Source organism: Vibrio sp. VGrn 2 (genome assembly GCF_009361695.1).
GTDB lineage: Bacteria > Pseudomonadota > Gammaproteobacteria > Enterobacterales > Vibrionaceae > Vibrio > Vibrio diabolicus.
The window spans coordinates 347,284-367,182 of sequence record NZ_RBWD01000003.1; the positions used below are offsets into that span (position 1 = coordinate 347,284).

The following is a 19,899-nucleotide window of genomic DNA, read 5'->3' on the forward strand; positions in this document are numbered from 1 at the left end:
TTCGTATCTGAAGTTTACGTTATTTGTCTGTGTGGAACTGCTCGCAAGCGAGCATCGTGTTCTCAATTAAGCTTGCGACGGTCATTGGGCCAACACCACCAGGGACAGGAGTAATAAAGCTCGCACTTTCACGTGCTTTATCGTATTCCACGTCGCCAACTAGCTTGCCTGAATCAAGACGGTTAATGCCGACATCGATAACCACTGCACCCTTCTTAATCCATTCTCCAGGGATGAAGTTTGGCTTACCAACCGCAACCACGACAACGTCAGCTTGACGCACATGACTCTCTAGGTCTTTGGTAAAACGGTGACATGTTGTTGTCGTGCAGCCCGCAAGCAGCAGTTCAAGTGTCATTGGACGACCAACAATGTTTGATGCACCAACCACAACAGCATGTTTGCCACGAAGCTCTATGTTGTAACGGTCTAGTAGGGTAATGATGCCCTTTGGCGTGCAAGAGCGAAGCTTTGGAATACGTTGTGCAAGACGACCAACGTTGTAAGGGTGGAAGCCATCCACGTCTTTCTCTGGGTGAATGCGCTCTAAAACATGTGTTGTGTCGATGCCCGCAGGAAGGGGTAATTGCACTAGAATGCCGTCAATTTCATCATCGTTGTTTAATTCATCAATCAGCGCTAGTAACTCTTCTTCTGAGCTAGACGCAGGAAGGTCAAAAGACTTAGAAACAAACCCAACTTCTTCACATGCGCGGCGTTTGCTGCCGACATAAACCTGAGAAGCAGGATCTTCACCAACTAGAACCACTGCTAAACCAGGGGCACGTAGCCCAGCTTCAACACGAGCTTTAACACGTGCTGCCACTTCGGATCGAACAGTTTGGGAAATGAGAGTTCCGTCTATATTTTGAGCAGTCATGACTTTCCTTATAAATTAAGAAGGCAAATTATCTGCGGCGCATTGTCGCAGAATTTCTTATTAACATCCATACGCAAACGTTTGCTTTGTGGTGTTTTTGAACATTAAGCGTTTTGATGGACTTTTTTTAGGCATTCAGATCAGAATGTTATGAAAACCCGTTGATTTACCCGTTTGAACTCGTATAATCCTGTCCCTGTAGCGCGCCCTTAGCTCAGCTGGATAGAGCACGTCCCTTCTAAGGATGTGGTCATTGGTTCGAATCCAATAGGGCGTGCCATTTATTCAAAAGCCCCGATAACTCTTTGAGTTGTCGGGGCTTTGTCGTTTTTAGGTTTTTGGCTGTAATTACCACTCTATCTACAACTTTTGAATGGCATTCTAGCCATTGCAATTTCTAGCAATTAATATGGACGCATATTAATTATCTTTCGTTAGTCTTTATGCCTGCCACTTCTAATTTTTATGACCAACACGCCGACTCTTTCGCGAAGCAATACACATCGCTCCAGTTTGAGGATGTCCACGCGAGTTGGAGAGTTTTCTGGCCCCAGGCTGGAGATCGCGTGTTAGATGTTGGCGCGGGCTCTGGTCGAGACGCGAAATGGATGGCTGAACATGGGTGTGAAGTTGTTGCGATTGAGCCTGCTCAAGCACTTCTAAGGCTTGGTAAGTCTTACTGTGGCGATTCCGTTACTTGGCTTGAAGATGCATTACCTAAGCTTGAGAAAACCATTAATCTTGGCTTTCGCTTCGATTTAATTCTTGTCAGTGCGGTGTGGATGCATCTTGCGCCTACGCACCGTGAACGTGCATTTCGCAAACTTGCAAATTTGTTAGCGCCTAATGGTCGATTGGTGATTAGCCTTCGTCACGGTGACTTTTCTGACGGTCGTAAAGCTTATCCGGTATCGGTTGAAGAGCTCGAAAAGTTTGCAAAGAATAGCGCTTTAATGGTGAGAAACGTATCTCTCGATGATGATCAGTTAAAGCGAACGGGCGTATCTTGGCAAACGGTAGTGATGTCTTTGCCTGATGATGGTTCTGGTGATCTGAATAAGGTTCGCCACATTATCGTCAATGATTCCAAATCGGCTACCTATAAACTCGCACTACTACGTACTTTACTACGTATTGCAGACGCTCATTCTGGTGCAGTGGTTGATCGCAGCGAAGGTAAAGTTGCAATCCCATTAGGATTAGTTGGCTTATATTGGATTCGTCAATTTAAGCGTTTAATCGATAAAGAGAACATCCAGCAAAGCTCGAACTCGTCTAAAGGGCTAGGTTTTATAAAGCCCGATGGCTGGGGCAGACTTTCCCATTTAAGTCCTGATGATCTTGCTATAGGCACGACATTTTTGGGTGAAGATGCAGTGGCGCTTGATAAAGCAATAAAAGACAGCTTAAAAACCATAAAAGATGGTCCCGTCACCTTTACCTATCAAGGTGATAAATCAAACCCTTACTTTGAAATGATTCGTTCAGCTAAGAAGCCAAAAAGTTCAATTGTTGTGGATAGCGAATTCCTCGAAAGTTATGGGCTGTTTGTGTTGGATGAAAGCCTTTGGGATTGTTTTCGATTGTATAACTCTTGGATTGAGCCGCTGGTGGTCAACCAGTGGATTATGGAAATGCAACGATTTCGGTCTAATCAAGAGCGGGGTATTCCACTGCAAACGTATCATGATTGTTTGGTCTGGATTGATAAAGACCATGATACGCGAGTCGTGCGAAAGAGAATTGAACAGTTGAAGCTCAGCCATTGCGACATTGTCAGTGTATGGAGTGGAAGCAAATTACGAAATGAGTATCACGTTGATCACTGTTTGCCTTTTGCTTATTGGCCCAACAATGATAAGTGGAACTTACTACCAACATCTAAGGTTGAAAACCTAAACAAGCGTGATCGTATTCCTGCTAGCTATCGATTAAACGCATCCAAGCCGCGAATTTTGGATTGGTGGCAGTTAGCTTGGGGAGAGACGGATAATTTGAGTCGTACATTTTTTACCGAGGCTTCATTGTCGCTACCTAATGTGCCTGCATCTTGCCAAGATTTTGAGCATGTCTTTGAAGCGATGGGATTACAAATTCGTGGTGTTAAAAGTCGCCTTTGTATCGCGGAATGGTAATGTCTTGTTTGCCGTTACAGCGTGATATATGAACCTGATAGGCAACCAATAAAAAAGCGCTGGTTAACCAGCGCTTTTGCATTTATTAAGGGCATTACATCTTTTTAAAGATGATGGAGGTGTTGATGCCGCCAAAGGCGAAGTTGTTACTCATCAAATATCTCACGTCCAGCTCTCGGCCTTGTCCGGCAATGTAGTCTAAATCGCCACATTGCTCGTCGAGGTTTTCTAGGTTGAGCGTTGGGTTGAACCAACCCGTGTGCATCATTTCTAAACCTAGCCACGCTTCAATTGCGCCACACGCGCCTAGTGTGTGGCCAAAGTAACTCTTGAGTGAGCTGATTGGCACTTTGCCCAGAGCATTCGCTGTTGCGTTGCTTTCTGCAATATCGCCGCGGTCGGTGGCAGTGCCGTGAGCAGATACATAGTCGATCTTCTCAGCAGTAATCCCCGCGTTTTGCAAAGCCATTTCCATACAGATTTGCATGGTTTCCATCTGTGGTTGAGTGACGTGTGCGGCATCACAGTTGCTGGCAAAACCTATAATTTCTGCATAGATTTTCGCGCCACGAGCGACGGCGTGTTCGTACTCTTCCAGAACCAGTGTTCCCGCACCTTCACCAATCACCAAACCATCGCGATCGGAGTCATAAGGTCTTGGTGTGCTTTTCGGGTCTTCATTCTTCAGACTGGTGGCAAAAAGGGTATCGAAGACAGCGGATTCCGTTGGGCACAATTCTTCAGCGCCACCAGCAACCATTACTGTCTGGTAGCCGTGCTTGATCGCTTCGTAGGCGTAGCCGATTGCTTGGCTGCCGGAGGTACATGCACTGCTGGTTGGGATCACTCGGCCTTTCAAACCGAAAAATAGACCAACGTTCACTGCCGTAGTGTGCGGCATCATCTGCACGTAAGTCGTTGCGGTGATCGCTTTAGTGGTTTTCTCATTCAGCATGACACCAAATGCGCCGATTGCGTCAGTACTGCCTGTTGATGAGCCGTATGCGATACCCGTTTGGCCATTGGTGAGTACGTCGTTACCAATCAAACCTGCTTGGCTTAGCGCGTTTTCTGTTGCGACGGTCGCTAATTTGGAAACACGCCCCATGCCACGTACTTGTTTGCGCTTGTAGTGCTTTGGCAGTTCAAAATCTAAAATTGGTGCCACGAGCTTGGTGTTCAAACCATCATACTGTTCGTAAGAAGGCATGTATTGCGTCGCGTTCTGGCAGTCACGCAGTTTTGGCTCGACAGATTGCCAATCGTTACCAAACGCAGTCACGCCCGACATTCCGGTTACAACAACTCGACGGCTCATACTAGGCCTCCGTTTACCGAAATGACTTGGCGAGTTACATAGCCTGCGATGTCAGACATAAGGTAACTGACTAAACCAGCGACTTCTTCTGGCTCTCCCATGCGGCGCAAAGGAATTTGCGGCATCGCGTGTTCTTTTACGTGTTCGTCTACCATGCCTGTGTCGATAAGCCCCGGAGCAACACAGTTGACGGTGATTTTGCGTTTTGCCAGTTCAAGTGCGAGTGATTTTGTTGCACCAATTACGCCCGCTTTCGCTGCGCTGTAGTTAGTTTGACCGCGGTTACCCATCAGGCCAGAGACTGATGCAAGCGTAACAATTCGGCCGCCTTTGCGTTTTTGCACCATTGGCATAACACAAGGGTGAAGAACATTGTAAAAGCTATCTAGGTTGGTATGAATCACGCCATCCCATTCTTCTTCGGTCATCGCAGGGAAAGCGGTATCTTTTGTGATGCCAGCGTTGTTCACGACGCCATAGTAAGCGCCGTGTTCGGCGATATCGGCTTCTAGCTTCTCACGACAATCTGCGCGGTCACTGATGTCGAATTGGATAAGACGACCGCTACCCCCATGTTGTTCGATGGTGTCTAGGGTATCTTGCGCGCCTAGTTGATCGCCCATGTAGTGGACGATGATTTGGAAACCATCTTTGGCTAACTGAACGGCAATGGCTTTACCGATGCCTTTGCTGGCACCTGTAACGAGGACTTGTCGGGTCATTGTTGACTCCTGATTTTCATTTCTTGTAATTTTTCTTCTGATGGAACGTAAACGTTCAATTGGCAAGTCGCTACAACAGTTCCTTGTAGCTCAATACGGGCAGAAAATACCGCCATACCGTTATCTTCCATGACTTTTTCGGCATACACATCGAGTACTTGTCCGTGAGAAAACGCATCGCATTCAGAAGTGTATCGACGGCTACCAAGCAAAAAGCCAATCGGTGGCGCTTGTTCTTTCATTAATGCGTGGTAACCAGACCACGCCGCGACAGATTGCGCCATAAACTCAATGCCAACGTAAGCTGGCACGGTGTGTGATGCCGAGTCGAAGAACGGATTGTGTTCTGCGATATCAACCTGACAGTGAATCGTATCTTGTTGAACATCCATCGCACGATCAACCAAGATCATTGGTTTGTCGTGTGGCAAAAGTTGTTCGATGGGAGGAAGTTTAGTCATGAGCGTAACCAAAAATAAGACTAATATTATTGCCACCAAAAGCAAAAGAGTTACTGAGAATCGCTTTGTTACCCAGTTTGGTTGGCGTCTCAACTAACGATATATGGATATCGTCTGCTTTGGTTTCGCAGTGTTGCATTGGCAAGTCAAGGTTGTACTTGAGAATATGCCAAGCGATAGCGGCTTCCGTTGCACTTGCAGCGCCTAATGTGTGTCCGGTAAGTGGCTTTGTAGAGCTCACAGGGACGGAGTCACCAAAGCAGCGATGAATGGCTTTGCTTTCCATCGCATCGTTTAACGGCGTTGCTGTGCCATGCGCGTTGATGTAACCAATGTCTTGCGCTGTAAGTCCTGCATTGGCCAACGCTTTTTTCATCGCTTCTTCTGCGCCTAACCCTTCTGGATGTGGTGCGGAAATATGGTGTGCGTCTGAGCTGTCGCCAGCTCCGAGAAGAGCAACGGGCGCAGGTGTTTTGCTTAGCAACATTAATGCTGCGGCTTCGCCGATATTGATGCCGTTGCGATGTTGGTCAAACGGCTTACAAAGGGTATCGGATAGAGCTTCTAAACCGTTAAAGCCGTTTAGCGTTAGGCGACAAATGGTATCCACGCCACCTACAATGACTGCATCAACAATGCCAGAGCGAATCAGGCGTTGCGCGGTTAAAAAGACACGACCACTAGAAGAGCAAGCGGTTGAAACTGAGTAATGTGGGCCGCTCAAATCAAAGTAGGTGGCAATAAAATCGCTGCAGTTGCCAAGCTCTTGTTTGGTGTAATGGTAGTCGGCAGGAAACTCACCGCTTGCCAGCTTTTCGCCAAATGCGATTTCGCCATCTGAAATGCCAGATGTGCTGGTGCCGATCACGACTGCGATACGGTCACGACCATATTTAGCAATGGCTTCACGCACGTCGCTTTCGATTTGCTGCAAAGCTGACAGTGCGAGGCGGTTGTTTCTCGTATCAAACTGGCTGAGTGCGGTCGGTAATTGCGGTAACGTCTGTGCAATTCGACCGATTACTGTTTGGCGGCCTGAATTTAAAATATCTTGGTCAACCACCATGTTGGATGGCTTCGCTCCCGATAAACACTGATGGATGAGCGCGTCATCTTGTCCCATGGCAGAGTGAAAGCCACAGGCCTGAATATACAAAGGTTGAGAAGAGCGAATAGGCATATTGTTATTCTAAATTGTTCTTAATTAATCTGATGTTGCAGTGTTTGAATAGAAATTGAAAACTGATGTTTGAGGTGATGAAAATCAATCTCACCCTCTAACTTGTTCGAAGAGCTGTATTGAATCTCAATGATCTTTTCACCGTCGCTATCAAAGATGGCGCGAGAATTATTTTTATCAATAATTCGCCACCTTACCTCATTTAACGATCCTTCCCAAGCGGAACTCGGCCAGAGCGTGATCATCAGGTTAAATAATACCTGTTCTGGCTGCGGTAGCGAACCTTGTAAACCGTTGAGTACTTCGGTTTGGATTTGTTCTCCATCGTAAGACAATGACAGTACTCTTGTCCCCCAGGATGAGAAGCCTGCCAGCACCACTTCGTTGTTGGTTACTTGCAGTTGTACCGGAAGTTGCTCAGATGTGGTTTTACCATCTATTGCCCAAGAAGCCGTAATTAACTGACTGGCAGACAACTGATAGCCCAAGCTTGCGGGAGTGGGCAAGCTAACTTGGGTGTGCTCGTCAATGTCGACCTGAGGCGTCGATTGGTGAGGTACCAAGCTGCATGCACTTAAAAATAGACTCAGTGCGATTAACGTCGCGCAGCGAAAAGCATGGTTAAAAATCATGACGTCGTTTCCTCTGTTTTAATCGCAATCGGAGAGAGTAGCCAAGCGACAAAAATACCACTTAACACCGTAATGCCGAAACTGTGAATCGCGTGAGTTTGGCTTAGTGACAGCAACCCAAATGACAGCACAGTGGTTATTGCCGAAAGGGTGATCGCCAATAGTGTGCTCACACTGCGGGCTTTCTCGGCAAAGAACAGAGTATAATCGATCCCTATACCAAGAATGAGCACCAAGCCAAGCAAGTTGAACAGGTTTAATGTTGTTCCCATCGCGACAGCAGTTGCCAGACCGCACGCGCAAGCAATCAATGATGGCAGTAAAACTCGCCAACTGTGTTGCAGACCGTACCGCTTGATTAACACCAGAAAGATCACAGCACTGGCGGCTACCAATAGCTCCATGATTTTGATTCGGTATTCACCAAATAGGGCGGAGATTTCTTCTGCTTTGTTTAGGTAGACAACATCAGACTGTGATTTAGCAAATGCCTTAACAACAGCGGAGTCTTGCAATTGGTTTAACACCACAACCGTTGCCGATTTTCCTTTGATCTTACCCAAATGAAGAAAACGTACAGGCGCTGATACCGGGTTTTGCAAGTACTGCTCAACCGTAACAGGGATAAAGTCGGTGTCCATTTTGGGCTTTTTACTTAAGCCCAGCCCGGATGCAAGTGGGCTGGATTGTGTCGCGTAAAGATCGCGAATCAATTGATAGTCTTGTTGCTGACGTTCCACTGAGCTCAAGTAGCGACTCAGACTCTGGTAGCTTTCGATGGTGCTGTCCGCTTTCCACGCTTCTAAAGTTGGCGTCAAAGACTCCAGCTTTTTCATTAGGTTTTCGTCATCGTCGGCGGTAACGACCAGCATTTGCTGTGAAGATTGCATGCCACTGAGCGTCGTAATCAAGGTTTCTTGCTGCTTGAGATCGTTCGGCATCGTTTGCAGCAGACGAATGTCGTCATCGTAGTTCAATTGCAGCAAGAAAAAGCCACTCGCAACCACACATAACATCGGTAATCCGACTTTAATTCGAGGTTGATTCCAAAGCGTTAACCATTTCGCCAACAGTGATTGTCCCGGTAAATTCGAAATGGTGCGCGATGGGTTACGAGCCAGTATCGGATACCAAGCCACCACGGTGATGTAAGCGGCAATCAGACCAATGGATGAAAACAGCGCAAGCTGCTGCAAACCAGGAAACGGTGCCACTAACATGCCCAAATAGCCGATCAAACTGGTGATTAAGCCAAGTGTGATAGCTATGAAAATATGCTTTAACCCTTGCTCGCTATCCCATTCATTTCCCGCCGCAAGACGTTCCGTTAGGTAGTGGAATGCGTAGTCGATAGACACACCGATTAAACTTGCGCCAAACACTAAGCTGAACAAATGGACTTTTCCAAAAATCCACGTCGTAACGGACAACGCAACGAGCAAACCAATGGTGATGGAAAGCAGTGCCAGAGACAGTGGCATCACACTACGAAAGACCAACACGAACAATGCAATGATACCGAGCAGAGAGAACACACCGATGGTACTGATCTCCGATTTTGCACTTTGCGTACCAAAGTCGGCGTAAAATAGAACGCCAGTATGTGCGACTTCAGCGCCATATTTCTGCGCGACGCTGTGTTCTAGCGCTTGAATATCAGGGACTGCAAGCTGCCCAGTTAGGCTATAAGGCGAGTCTTTTAGTTCGGCAGTAATAAGCAAGTATTGAGCACCGTCTTTTTCGACGGACAGATAGCCGTTATCCAATCGGAAAGAGGACGATTGCTGGGTAACTTGGCTTAAATAATCACGAAATAGCAAGAAAGGGTCATTTTGTAACTCTTGTCCGGTCACTCCAGAAAACGGGTTATACAGCGACTGAATCACATGCTGTACTTGCTGTTCTGGGTTTTGGCTTAAACGTTCTCGTTGTTCAGACGTCAGCAATTGGAATCGGTGCTTAAAGTAGTAACTCGCCCAAGCTTGCTGTTCTTGAGGTGAGATTTTTCCTACCACATCGCGAAAATGATTACTTTGGCGTAACCCCTTATCAAATTCAGCGGCCGCTGCAAAAAGGGCATTTTTGTCCGGCGCTGTGATCACGAAAATGACTTTGTCGCTCATACTTGCCGAGACCGACTCAAAGGCTTGCTCAGCCACCGGGTTTTGCTGATTCTTCGGCAGCAGTTTTAAAATGTTGGTCTCAATCGGAGATTCTGCACTCCAAACCCATTGTTTGAGTAGCAACGCGCCCGCTAAAACAACGAGATTGAGCCAAACCAGAGCAAAGGTATGAGTGCCGAGACTGAGTTTAGAAACGGAATTGAGCGACTTCGGCATCCGTGAGTTCCTGAGGTAGAGAGGTCTGGTTCGTAAACGTAATTTCGGTTTTATCGCCACGCAGCTCTTGTAGGGTTAGGCGATCAATGTGCGTTTTACCTGAAAGGGTGATGGCTTTAAACACTGCATTTAATGGCGACTGTTTTGGCTCTAAAATGAGCTGCCACTGATTGTTCTCAACTGAAAAATCGAGTGTGAATTGTTCTTGCAGTGCAGAAGTATCCCCGTGGAACACGGATAAAAACACATGGCTAAAGTAGAACGCCATTGGGTTTTCTTCTGCAGAGATCGTTTTCGGAGCTTGGTCGGCAAAAGTCTGACGAAGTTTGTTTTCCGTCAATACCAAATTGACTGCGAAAGGTTCTGCTTGTTGCCACAACAAGCCATGTGTTTTGCTCAGTGTGAACTGACCTTTAGAGGTTAAAGGTTGACTGAACATTTCCAGATGACGCTGCTGCGTAAAATCTCCGCGCACGATTTCATGCTGAGACAACTGCTGCTGAAGCGATGCCAAATCCGTTACGTTTGCTGCCGGTGTGGCCAGTACTGAAACAGACAATATCAGCAAAAAAGAGAGTAACCACTTTTGCATTAGTTCAGGCTCCCATGGTGATGCCATTGCTCTACTTTATCTAAAAAGATTGCTGGAGAAACAAAGCACATCTCTTGCTTTTCAATGGATACGGCGACTTGGGTCGTGTGCGCTTTGCACATACGTTGATTCGTTTCGGCGTCGTAAATCACGTAATCCACACGTAAGCGGTTTTCCCACTCAGTGAGTTGCGCGGTAATACGAATGGTGTGATTAAACGGAATCGCCTTCACGTATTTAACGCGCGTGTCGATGATCGGCCACATATACCCAGAGTCTTGCATATCGCGATAGCTGTATTGGATCTTCTCCATCAGCACACGACGCGCTTCTTCAAAATACCGAAAGAAGTTGCCGTGATAAATCACGCCCATCGGGTCAGCATCTTGGAATGAGGTGACCATAGTCACCTCCGCTTCTAATGGGTAGAGAACCTGCTCTTGCATTATACCTCCGCGTAGAGTGGCCAATGACGTTGCTGAATGCGTTCAATGAAATGACGCAAATCTTGTTCCAATGGGCGATCTTCAATCACAAACTCAAACTCGCTCAGCACGGCGTCACGAATTACTCGCAAACTCTGACTCATGTGGTGTTCGTCCAATTCGTTATGACGACGACGAACCTCAACCGCTTGAACGCTTGCTAGGAGTGAAGCCGCAGCAACTTGCTCTGTTAACTCAAGTACGCGTAGGCAGTCACGAGCCGCAATGGTGCCCATGCTCACTTTGTCTTGGTTGTGACATTCGGTTGAGCGAGAAAAAACGCTCGCTGGCATGGTGTTTTTCAACGCTTCTGCCGTCCAAGCTGAGATACCAATCTGAACCGCTTTAAAGCCGTGGTTGATCGGTTTACGCTCGCCTTCTGCACCGGTTAAGTTAAACGGCAGGCCGTTATTGAACTTGTAATCCATCAGTTGCGCCATCTGACGGTCCAGCAAATCAGCCAAGTTGGCAATGTTCACTTTCAACGTATCCATCGCCATTGCGATATGACCACCGTAGAAGTGACCGCCGTGGAGAACGCGCTCGTTGTCGCCATCGATAATTGGATTGTCGTTGGCACTATTTAGTTCATTCTCAATCAATTGACGTAGCCAAGGCAGGGAGTCTTGCACCATGCCAATCACGTGTGGCGCACAACGCAGCGAGTAGCGATCTTGCAGTCGGTCGCTATTGCGTGGCGGACGCTCAGCATTGAGATCATCACGTAGCCAAGCCGCAACTTGCTGTTGACCAGGGTGAGGTTTTACCGCAAACAGCGCTTCATCAAAGTGGAAGTCATTACCTTGCATACCCACAGAGACCATCGCGGTAATCTTGGTGCATAGCTGCGCTAGGTATTCTGCGCGTTTGTAGGCAAGACAGGCGAGGGCAGTCATCACGGATGTACCGTTCATTAACGCCAAACCTTCTTTTGGTTTTAGGCGAATTGGCTCAATGCCCAGCTCTGCAAACACTTCTTGTGTTGGTCGCACATCGCCTCTGTAAAGCACTTCACGCTCGCCAATTAAGGTCGCCGCTAGGTAAGACAGAGGCGTTAAATCGCCGCTTGCGCCCACCGAGCCTTCTTGTGGAATACGCGGCGCAATGTCGTGGTTGATAAGCGTAACGATTTGGTTCAACAGATCGTGAGACACGCCAGATACGCCTTGCGACAATGAACATAAACGTGTCGCCAACACCGCGCGAGCTTGCTCATGAGAGAGGATTTGACCTAAGCCACAGCCATGGAAGCGCGTAAGGTGCAACGGAAGTTCATCTACAAGCGCGGGTGGAATCGCCACAGTGCATGAATCGCCGTAACCCGTGGTCACGCCGTAAATAACGCCTTCTTCTTTCAGTAATCGTTCCAGAAACGCCACGCCACGATCGATTTTCGCGGTAAATTCTGGCGAGGTGTTCATGTTTGCCTTTGCACCTTGAGCAATGGCAACGACATCTTCGATGGTTAAAGATTGGGCACCAAAAGTGATGTTGTGATTATTGTTGTTTGTCATGTGGCTGATTACTTAAAGTCCAGAAGTTAAAAAAGTTGTACCACTGTAACGGCGCTTGCAGTGTGTGGTGTTCTAATCTGTGTGCGTACTGTTGAACAACGTGTTCTAGTGCCTGCTGACGCTCCTTGCGCGGTAGCGTGATTTGGTCACTAAAGTGTTCAAAGTACACATTAAAATGCGGAGTGTTTGCTTCGTCGTCGCGTAGGCCGAAGAGTAGGTAAACCGGCGCTTTTAATACCGAGGCTAGCATGAATGGGCCTTGCGGGAATGGTGCGGGTTTACCAAGAAAATCTGCCCAAACGACACGATTTTCTTTGCTGGTGGAAGTGCGATCGCCAACGATCACTACCCATTCGCCTTGCTCGATTTTTTGTTGAAGCAGAATCGCGGTGTCTGGTCCCATTGAGCTGACTTGAATCAGATTCAGTTCCGAATTTGGGTTTACCGCCTTCATTACCGCATTAAATTGTTCAGCGTGTTGGGTAAATACCAAGGCATTGATTTTGACATGAGAATGTCGACGACCAAGCGCGCGGCAGAGTTCGATGTTGCCAAGGTGCGAGCCCAAAATGACCACGCCTTGTTTTTTCTGCGCCATCTCTTCGAAATGATGTTGGCCGTGAATGGTTAGGTTGTCGACATTAAAGTCACCTTGCCATGCTGCCAGTTTGTCGAGCATGGTTTGCCCAAAAGAAAGTAGATGATGATAGCTGTCCAACTGTTTTGGCAGTGCGATGTTCTGCTGCGCTGCGTAGCGCTGCAAGTTTTGCAGGTAAATCTCAGACGCTTCACGGGCAGATTTACCCGTGAAGTGGTAGTAGCGCATGACTAACTTCAAAATCAGGTCGAACGCTTTTCTGCCGAATAAGCGGTAAACCGCGAGTAAGGTTTTGATGCCTAAAATCGTGCCTTGTTCTTTTCGTTTCGACCAGTGGGCATTACTGTCGTCTGTGTGACGGCACTTTCTTGCGAGTAGCGAAGGGATGCGCGGCAACATGCCAAAAAATAGTCGAGTGTGCATCCAGCTTATCTTGACGTTATCCCACAATGCGTCGAAGTGGGAAATGCCACCTTCAGGGTAGATCACGCGCGTTGGAACAAAAGCAATATCGACGCCTTCCCAGTACATTCGCACCAGAATCTCGATATCAAAATCCATGCGTTTGCCGATGTTGTACTTGTTCAACACGGCGACCGTTTTCGCCACTGGGTAGGCGCGAAAACCGCACATGCTGTCTTTGATAGACAGTGACAAGGTTTCTATCCACACCCAAACGTGCGTAGCGTAGCGACCATACAAACGGGATTTAGGTACGCTCTCGTCGTATATCGGTTGGCCCGAAATCAGGTTATCTGGTTTTGTTTTGCTGGCGCTGAGCAACTTCGGCAATGCTTCTAGGTCGTGTTGACCGTCTGCGTCGATTTGAATGGCGTGCGTAAAACCAAGCTGGTGAGCTTGATGTAGGCCTGCCATTACCGCGCCACCTTTACCTTGGTTTTCGCTCAAACTAATCAGTTTTATCAGTCCTTGCTCACTCAAAGCTGAAAGCGCTTGTTTGGTGTATTCATTGCTGCCGTCGTCCACGACCAGCACTGGCAAATCGAAAGAGGATAACGATGCAACCACGTCTGCAATTGTGCTGCCGTGGTTGTAGCAAGGAATTAAAAAGCAGGGACGGTAATCACTCACGTGACTCACCCAGTTTCATTTTGCCTGAAGAGTGAGTCACCAAGGTTTCACCGTTTTTCGATGTGTACTTAAAGGTCAATTTCTCGCGCTCATTGTCCCAAGAGAGTGAGAGACAAACGTCGGCGTTTGGCAGAATCGGCTCTTGAAATTTGATGACTTCCATTCCTTTAAATACCTTGGGAGTATTCAAATATTGAACGGCGTAGAACAACGCCCAGTCAATTTGAGTGACGCCGGGTAAAAGAGGGAAGTGACTGAAATGACCTTGGAAATCTAAGATGTCAGCATCCACACGCAGCGACAGCTCTGCGGTGTGGTCACTCACTTCAATATTCTGAATAGTTGGTTTTCTTTTATCCATGTTACTAGCTTTATTGGAATAGTTTTTCAATTTCAGCAACTTGGCGTTTGCCTTGGCTGTTCAATGGAATTTCGTCGACCACTCGGAATTTTCTCGGGATAGCGATCGGTTCTAGCCAATTGCGCAGTGCCTTGCGAAGCTCAAGCCAAAACTTGCCTTTACCAAGTTCATCAAGCACATTGCTGCCTTTATCGTTAAGTACGATGATCGAGACTAACGTGAGGCGACCTGATTCTTCCATTGGGATCACCACGCTTTCTTGAACCCACGGCAGTTGCTCTAAACGTTTTTCCACTTCGACAAGGGAAATACGCTTTTCTTCGACTTTGACGATTCGGTCAGTGCGTCCACGCAATTCAAAAGAAATACTATCATGGAAATAGCATTCATCCGCAGTTTGGTACCAAGTGTTTTCATCAATGTGTGGCGAGCGGAGCTTTAAACAATTTTCATGGTTAAGCTTTGCTTCAACACCTGGGAATAACGTCCAAGGAGTGCTGGCTACGTGCTGCTGACGGTAAGCGATGCCGCCGGTTTCTGTGCTGCCAAAAACTTCAATAGGAAGTGACCCAAACAACAGCTGGCTGTGTTGCGCGGCTTGGTTTGGCAAGGGGCCTCCAGAAGAGAATACGCACCGAATTGCAACCGGATTATGCTCTTCACTGAGTCGTTTTAGTAACGCAGGGCTGCTTACTAGCTTGGTGTCAGCATCAGCGTGATGGACAATTTGCTCTGGGAACTCAAGGTTGTGTGCTGAAAATGGACGTGCAGAGCACAAAGGCCACAATACGCGGAACAGCAAGCCGTAAATGTGTTGATGAGAGACGGTGCTTTCAACGCGTGTGTTGGCAACCGTGTCGCCCCACAGGTTGTCTAGAATAGCAACTTCGATATCGAGCTGTTTCAGCGTTTTTGCAATGGCTTTTGGTTTGCCGCTTGAACCAGAAGTGAATAGCGTCACTGGTATTTGTGCCAGATTCAATTCACGCCAAACATAAGGTTGGTCAACCTGTTGTTTGTTAGTCAATGTGGTTTCTAACAATGAACTAGCTTCGATTAAAAGCGAACTCACCTGTACTGGAACCGAGACATCGGCATCGTGCAGCAATAAATCGTAGTGCTCGCTGAGTTCTTTGAGTGCTTCTGGTTGGTAATTACCAGGCAATACAATGGGTTTTCCTGCATAACAACAAGCGAAAAAGCCAACGGCAAACAGGTAGCTGTTGCCAAAACACAACGCAATGTTTTGCGTTGGTTGGGTTTCTAACTGCTGAGCAAGCGTTGCGACGTGCTGCTGGAAATCACCCCAAGTGATAACTGTGTCGCGATCGTAAGAGACAGGGGATTGCTCAGGCCTCTCTGCGACGAACAAGGTCGCTAGGGAGGTAAAGCTCGAATACGTTGTATTCATACGATTAGTGTTCCTTTCGAACAAATTGACGCACGATCCATTCTCCAGCGAACAAGCCACCAGCAAGTAAGTAGCTGATGAGGCCGTTATAAAGCGTCCATATTTTTACTGGTAGGAAACAGGTATAGAGCGCAACGGCAGCATTGAGCGTAAAAAAAACGCACCAAACCATCGTCACTTTGCGTGTGTAAGCCACGCCACTAGCCGGAAGGTCAGGCTCTTGCAAGCGAGCAAGCCTTTCAATGATTGATTGCGGCTGTTTTAAGCTCAGTCCAAAGACACACAGCATACATACATTGACAACCACAGGGTAAAAGTGAAGCCACCCGTGTTGTTTAAACACCATGCCAAGTGTAATTAGAACAATGCCAACAGCGCCCGTAGCGAGCGCCAAGAATTTAAACTCTTTTAGTGGGGTCTTATTTGCGATGAAAACACGCAAAAGTAACGCAGCAATTAACAAGCCCCCGACTAAGTTCAAGCCAAATTTATCTATACCGAAATAGACGGCGAAGGGGTAGGCAAACAGTACAATTGCAGACAGACCAGTCAGCAATTGGCGCATTAACTTTCCTTCAATAACTCAGTGACGGCGTTAACCACATCGTCAACGGTTCTTACAGCACTAAACTCTGCTGGCTTGATTTTTTTGCCAGTGACATTCTGTAGGTGTACGACCAAATCAACGGCGTCAATGCTATCAAGGTCGAGATCTTGGTATAAGTGCGCATCTGACTGAATGTCGGCTGCGTCAATTTCGAACAGCTCAACAAGCGCATCTTTAACTTGTTCAAATACTTGATCTTTATTTACATCAGTCATGAATATACCTACAACTTATTCATTAGTTTGAGAAGAAACGTATTTCGCTAGGTTTGCTACAGAAGCAAAGTGTTCGCGCGTGTTTGAGTCGTCGGCATCAATAACGATGTTGTATTGTTTTTTAATTGCGAGTCCAAGCTCAAGCGCGTCGATAGAATCTAAGCCAAGTCCATCACCAAAAAGTGGTGCATCCGTTTCAATATCATCTACGGTTAAATCTTCAAGGTTTAAAGCATCAATAATAAGTTGCTTAATGTCGTTGTGTAACTGTTCCACTGGGACCTGCTTATTAATAAAAGTTTTCTGGAAAAATGTTTTCAGCTAGGTGCTGTTGTAAGCGTCGCGCCGCTATTGTCGGCGACGTAGTTTGCTTTATAAAAGGGTCAATCTCAACTTTATCCTTAACTTCAACCCTGAAAAAAGGCTTTGTTGCCGGTACTTGATACCATTTTTTCTCTTTTGTGAGGAAACTTGGCGTTACTGTAATATGGACAACCCTTAAATCTCGCTCTGTTCTTACCGCAATTTGTGCTGCGCCGCGTTGTAATTTTGGTTCTACACCAGGTGTTGTTCTTGTCCCTTCAGGAAATATAAGCAACACGTTGCCTTTGTTAAATCGTTCATCACAAAGTGCTAATAAATCATCCGGCGCTTCATTGGGAATATATCCGGCTGCTTTTACGATGTGCTTCATAAAAGGATTCGACCATATTGCCGATTTTACTAAACAGTCGCAGCGATTTAATTGTGAAGCAATGAGAACGTAATCGATTAAACTAGGATGGTTGGCAACAATTAAACAATTACGATCTTGTTGAAGAATATCGGCACCAATAATTTCGTAATCGATTGCTCCACTTAACTTCATCAATTTACAAAAGGTGTTGAATGAATATCGAATGGCACCTTGAACTTTATATTCACGTTCGGTTTGATCCGAAACGAAAATACGAATGGTCGGAATAACAATGAAGCTTAGTGCTAAACCACCTAACCCAAATACTGAAAAACAAAAGCCGGTTGCTAGCACACGCCAATACTGATTTAAGCGACTCATTGCTTTTGCCATTCCCAAATTTGTTGCGGAGCGTGAATAGTCCACTGATTTTCATCTGACAAGTAGTGTTGCAAAAACGCTAAGCCTTGTGGCAACGGGTGGTTTGAGCATTTTGCACTGATGCCGCTTTGCACCGTGAAGCCATCTCCATGAGAAAGTATCAAGCCGAGTCCAAACCCTTGGTATTGTTGGTTTTCATATTCTAAATAAGAGTCAGGCATAGGCTCATCAAAATCAACAAGCAGGACTTTTTTGTCAGGATTGTCGGACAAAAACAGCCATGCTTCTAATATTGCACTTTGGAATGTGTTTTCTGCCGCAGCGATCGAAGTTAGGGGGATGGGCTGTTTGGTTGCAATAGTGGCAAGCCCTGCGGCGGTATTATGCACTGACTGAGAAAAAGCCATCGGAGACGCTTCTTCATCGTTAATAATATCTTTAACTAACGCGACACTGCGATGCAATTCGCCATGACGACTCGAAAATACGAGGTAATCAACCTGATGTTGATTAAGCAATTCGATTGCCGTTTGCACTGCCAGTTTGCTAAGTGGACTCATTCTTCTGCGCATCATCGCAGGAATATCTGCAACATTGATTTTGCCATCTTCTGGCCATGTTATCTCTGTTGCCCATTGTTTCCATTCATTGGATTCGGATAAACCGAATGAATTCGCAGTCCACGCATCAATATTGAACGAAATGTTGATCTTCGAGTTTGGCATATTGGGTTAAATTGTTTATTTTACAGCTCGATACAAATTGGGTTTTACCCAAAGTCATAATAAAAAAGGAAATTATCATGTCGCGTTTTAAGCTGTATGTCTCGTTATTATTAACTTTGCTTCTTGTCGGTTGTGGACGAGTACAACCTGTGATGAATGTGGAGGATACTCCAGTTGCTTATGATCTTCAAAATAAACAAGTAAAAATGGCCATTGTGCAATCGGCAACCAACCGAGGTTGGACGATTGAAGAAGTAAGCCCAGGCGTTCTTATTGCAAAAATTCACGTTCGTAAACACTTTGCAGAAGTAAAAATTCCATATAACAACAAATATTACTCAATTATTTATCTCAACTCAGTAAATCTAAAAGCCAGTGATGGCAAAATCCATCGCAATTACAATCGTTGGATAAACAACTTGAATGTTGATATTCAACGAGCTATTGCATTGTTAGGCTCTCAGTCTAAACAATAAAAATATTAATTGCAGTTAGGTTTTTCCGTGTTAAATCAAAATAATGACCCTTTTAATGCTTTTGAAGCAAAAACAGAAGCTCAGAAGTTATCTTTTGCACCAATCGTGTTCCAGACCGCCAGAACGCTCCGAGATTTAGGTATTTTAGCCGCGCTAGACAGCGCCGGTTCACAAGGCATGAGTGCCACGGACATTGCCAAGAAAACGGGCGTGTCAGAATATGGTGTCAAAGTATTGTTGGATATGGCGATTAGCGCACATATTGTTTTATGGGAAAGACCTAACTATTCGCTTGCGAACCTTGGTTTTTACCTTCTTCACGATGGTATGACGAACGCAAACATGGATTTTACGGCTGATGTCTGTTACGCCGCGATGATGCATCTGACGGAAGCGATTAAAGAAGGTAAGCCTTCAGGTTTGAAAGAGTTGGGCAATTGGGAGACGATTTATCAAGGTCTGTCGACGCTGCCAGACCAAGCTAAGCAGAGTTGGTTTAAGTTCGATCACTTCTATTCCGATCGCTCGTTTCCATTACTGCTTAAAGAAGTGTTTGCAAGCAAGCCAAAGCACCTCGTAGATATTGGCGGAAATACCGGGAAATGGGCTATTCAGTGTTGTAAGCATGATCCTGATGTTGAAGTTACCATTGTCGATTTGCCGCAGCAACTAGAAGTGGCGATGTCAAATGTCTCAGAGAACCAGTTCGCCGAGCGTGTACGTCCATACCCTGCCAACATGCTTGATAAAGCACAAACATTGCCTGAGCATGCTGACGTATGGTGGATGAGCCAGTTCTTGGATTGCTTTTCACCAATTGAGATCCTAAATATCCTTAAAAAAGTCAAAGCCCAGTTAACGAAGGGAGATACTATTTACGTATTGGAGCTATTTTGGGATGCCCAAAAATACGCGGGTGCTTCCTATAGTCTTAATGCAACCTCTCTCTACTTTACCTGTTTAGCCAACGGCAATAGTCGTTTTTATCGCAGTGATGATTTCTTAGAAATTGTCGAAGCGGCAGGTTTATCTGTCGCCGAAAGAACCGACAACATTGGCCTTGGTCACACCTTATTAAAACTACAAGCAAACTAAATTC

21 protein-coding genes and 1 tRNA gene are annotated in these 19,899 nt (G+C 46.2%); 4 read left to right on the forward strand and 18 right to left on the reverse strand.

Annotation, left to right across the window (positions count from 1 at the left end; genetic code table 11):
• Window positions 1–19: 19 nt before the first annotated feature.
• A complete protein-coding gene (gene folD, locus D8S93_RS08205) occupies window positions 20–880 on the reverse strand; it encodes a bifunctional methylenetetrahydrofolate dehydrogenase/methenyltetrahydrofolate cyclohydrolase FolD (RefSeq protein ID WP_005396027.1) in 861 nt (286 codons plus the stop codon).
• A gap of 203 nt (window positions 881–1,083) precedes the next feature.
• Between folD and D8S93_RS08210 the strand changes: the two genes are divergently transcribed.
• A tRNA-Arg gene (locus tag D8S93_RS08210) sits at window positions 1,084–1,160 on the forward strand.
• Between the two features lie 163 nt (window positions 1,161–1,323).
• On the forward strand, window positions 1,324–3,015 hold the full coding sequence (locus D8S93_RS08215; RefSeq protein WP_152812718.1) for a class I SAM-dependent methyltransferase: 1,692 nt from the start codon (window positions 1,324–1,326) through the stop codon (window positions 3,013–3,015).
• A 94-nt stretch (window positions 3,016–3,109) separates the two neighbouring features.
• Here the strand turns inward: D8S93_RS08215 and D8S93_RS08220 are convergent, their stop codons facing one another.
• From D8S93_RS08220 to D8S93_RS08300, 17 genes are read right to left on the reverse strand one after another with little or no spacing between them, the layout of a single operon-like run.
• Window positions 3,110–4,333, reverse strand: coding sequence for a beta-ketoacyl-ACP synthase (locus D8S93_RS08220; RefSeq protein WP_152812721.1), 1,224 nt, complete (start codon window positions 4,331–4,333; stop codon window positions 3,110–3,112).
• Window positions 4,330–5,055, reverse strand: coding sequence for a 3-oxoacyl-ACP reductase FabG (gene fabG, locus D8S93_RS08225; protein ID WP_047123143.1), 726 nt, complete (start codon window positions 5,053–5,055; stop codon window positions 4,330–4,332). Before fabG ends, D8S93_RS08220 begins: the two co-directional genes overlap by 4 nt.
• On the reverse strand, window positions 5,052–5,516 hold the full coding sequence (locus tag D8S93_RS08230; RefSeq protein WP_152812723.1) for a hotdog family protein: 465 nt from the start codon (window positions 5,514–5,516) through the stop codon (window positions 5,052–5,054). The genes fabG and D8S93_RS08230 overlap by 4 nt, the downstream gene beginning before the upstream one ends.
• Window positions 5,509–6,696: a beta-ketoacyl-[acyl-carrier-protein] synthase family protein gene (locus D8S93_RS08235; protein WP_152812725.1), complete on the reverse strand. Its 1,188-nt coding sequence runs from the start codon at window positions 6,694–6,696 to the stop codon at window positions 5,509–5,511. The genes D8S93_RS08230 and D8S93_RS08235 overlap by 8 nt, the downstream gene beginning before the upstream one ends.
• Before the next feature lie 20 nt (window positions 6,697–6,716).
• A complete protein-coding gene (locus D8S93_RS08240; RefSeq protein ID WP_152812728.1) occupies window positions 6,717–7,328 on the reverse strand; it encodes a DUF3261 domain-containing protein in 612 nt (203 codons plus the stop codon).
• Entirely contained in the window at window positions 7,325–9,667 is a 2,343-nt protein-coding gene (locus tag D8S93_RS08245; protein ID WP_152812730.1) for an MMPL family transporter, read from the reverse strand. The genes D8S93_RS08240 and D8S93_RS08245 overlap by 4 nt, the downstream gene beginning before the upstream one ends.
• The gene (locus D8S93_RS08250; RefSeq protein ID WP_152812731.1) at window positions 9,639–10,259 is read right to left on the reverse strand and encodes a LolA family protein; all 621 of its coding nucleotides are present in this window, start codon (window positions 10,257–10,259) and stop codon (window positions 9,639–9,641) included. Before D8S93_RS08250 ends, D8S93_RS08245 begins: the two co-directional genes overlap by 29 nt.
• Window positions 10,259–10,705, reverse strand: a complete 447-nt coding sequence (locus tag D8S93_RS08255) for an acyl-CoA thioesterase (protein WP_152812733.1) — start codon at window positions 10,703–10,705, stop codon at window positions 10,259–10,261. The genes D8S93_RS08250 and D8S93_RS08255 overlap by 1 nt, the downstream gene beginning before the upstream one ends.
• Window positions 10,705–12,258 carry an HAL/PAL/TAL family ammonia-lyase gene (locus D8S93_RS08260; RefSeq protein WP_152812735.1) on the reverse strand — a complete coding sequence of 518 codons (1,554 nt, stop codon included), beginning with the start codon at window positions 12,256–12,258 and terminating at the stop codon, window positions 10,705–10,707. The genes D8S93_RS08255 and D8S93_RS08260 overlap by 1 nt, the downstream gene beginning before the upstream one ends.
• Window positions 12,242–13,948 (reverse strand): glycosyltransferase family 2 protein, encoded by a 1,707-nt coding sequence (locus tag D8S93_RS08265; protein WP_258686016.1) that lies wholly within the window; start codon window positions 13,946–13,948, stop codon window positions 12,242–12,244. Before D8S93_RS08265 ends, D8S93_RS08260 begins: the two co-directional genes overlap by 17 nt.
• Window positions 13,941–14,309, reverse strand: a complete 369-nt coding sequence (locus D8S93_RS08270) for a hypothetical protein (protein WP_021449611.1) — start codon at window positions 14,307–14,309, stop codon at window positions 13,941–13,943. The genes D8S93_RS08265 and D8S93_RS08270 overlap by 8 nt, the downstream gene beginning before the upstream one ends.
• A 10-nt stretch (window positions 14,310–14,319) precedes the next feature.
• Window positions 14,320–15,720, reverse strand: coding sequence for an AMP-binding protein (locus D8S93_RS08275; protein WP_152812737.1), 1,401 nt, complete (start codon window positions 15,718–15,720; stop codon window positions 14,320–14,322).
• Between the two features lie 4 nt (window positions 15,721–15,724).
• Window positions 15,725–16,285, reverse strand: a complete 561-nt coding sequence (locus D8S93_RS08280; protein WP_152812739.1) for a hypothetical protein — start codon at window positions 16,283–16,285, stop codon at window positions 15,725–15,727.
• Entirely contained in the window at window positions 16,285–16,542 is a 258-nt protein-coding gene (locus D8S93_RS08285) for an acyl carrier protein (RefSeq protein ID WP_005382279.1), read from the reverse strand. The genes D8S93_RS08280 and D8S93_RS08285 overlap by 1 nt, the downstream gene beginning before the upstream one ends.
• A gap of 15 nt (window positions 16,543–16,557) precedes the next feature.
• Window positions 16,558–16,818, reverse strand: a complete 261-nt coding sequence (locus tag D8S93_RS08290; RefSeq protein ID WP_005382278.1) for a phosphopantetheine-binding protein — start codon at window positions 16,816–16,818, stop codon at window positions 16,558–16,560.
• Window positions 16,819–16,831: 13 nt separating this feature from the next.
• Window positions 16,832–17,599, reverse strand: a complete 768-nt coding sequence (locus D8S93_RS08295) for a lysophospholipid acyltransferase family protein (RefSeq protein WP_006742871.1) — start codon at window positions 17,597–17,599, stop codon at window positions 16,832–16,834.
• Window positions 17,596–18,324 carry a beta-ketoacyl synthase chain length factor gene (locus D8S93_RS08300; RefSeq protein ID WP_152812743.1) on the reverse strand — a complete coding sequence of 243 codons (729 nt, stop codon included), beginning with the start codon at window positions 18,322–18,324 and terminating at the stop codon, window positions 17,596–17,598. The genes D8S93_RS08295 and D8S93_RS08300 overlap by 4 nt, the downstream gene beginning before the upstream one ends.
• Before the next feature lie 77 nt (window positions 18,325–18,401).
• Here D8S93_RS08300 and D8S93_RS08305 point away from each other — a divergent pair, with 77 nt between their 5' ends.
• Together D8S93_RS08305 and D8S93_RS08310 are read left to right on the forward strand one after the other, a co-directional pair.
• Window positions 18,402–18,800 (forward strand): hypothetical protein, encoded by a 399-nt coding sequence (locus D8S93_RS08305; protein WP_005390458.1) that lies wholly within the window; start codon window positions 18,402–18,404, stop codon window positions 18,798–18,800.
• Window positions 18,801–18,827: 27 nt separating this feature from the next.
• Window positions 18,828–19,895: a methyltransferase gene (locus D8S93_RS08310; RefSeq protein WP_319802972.1), complete on the forward strand. Its 1,068-nt coding sequence runs from the start codon at window positions 18,828–18,830 to the stop codon at window positions 19,893–19,895.
• Window positions 19,896–19,899 lie beyond the last annotated feature (4 nt).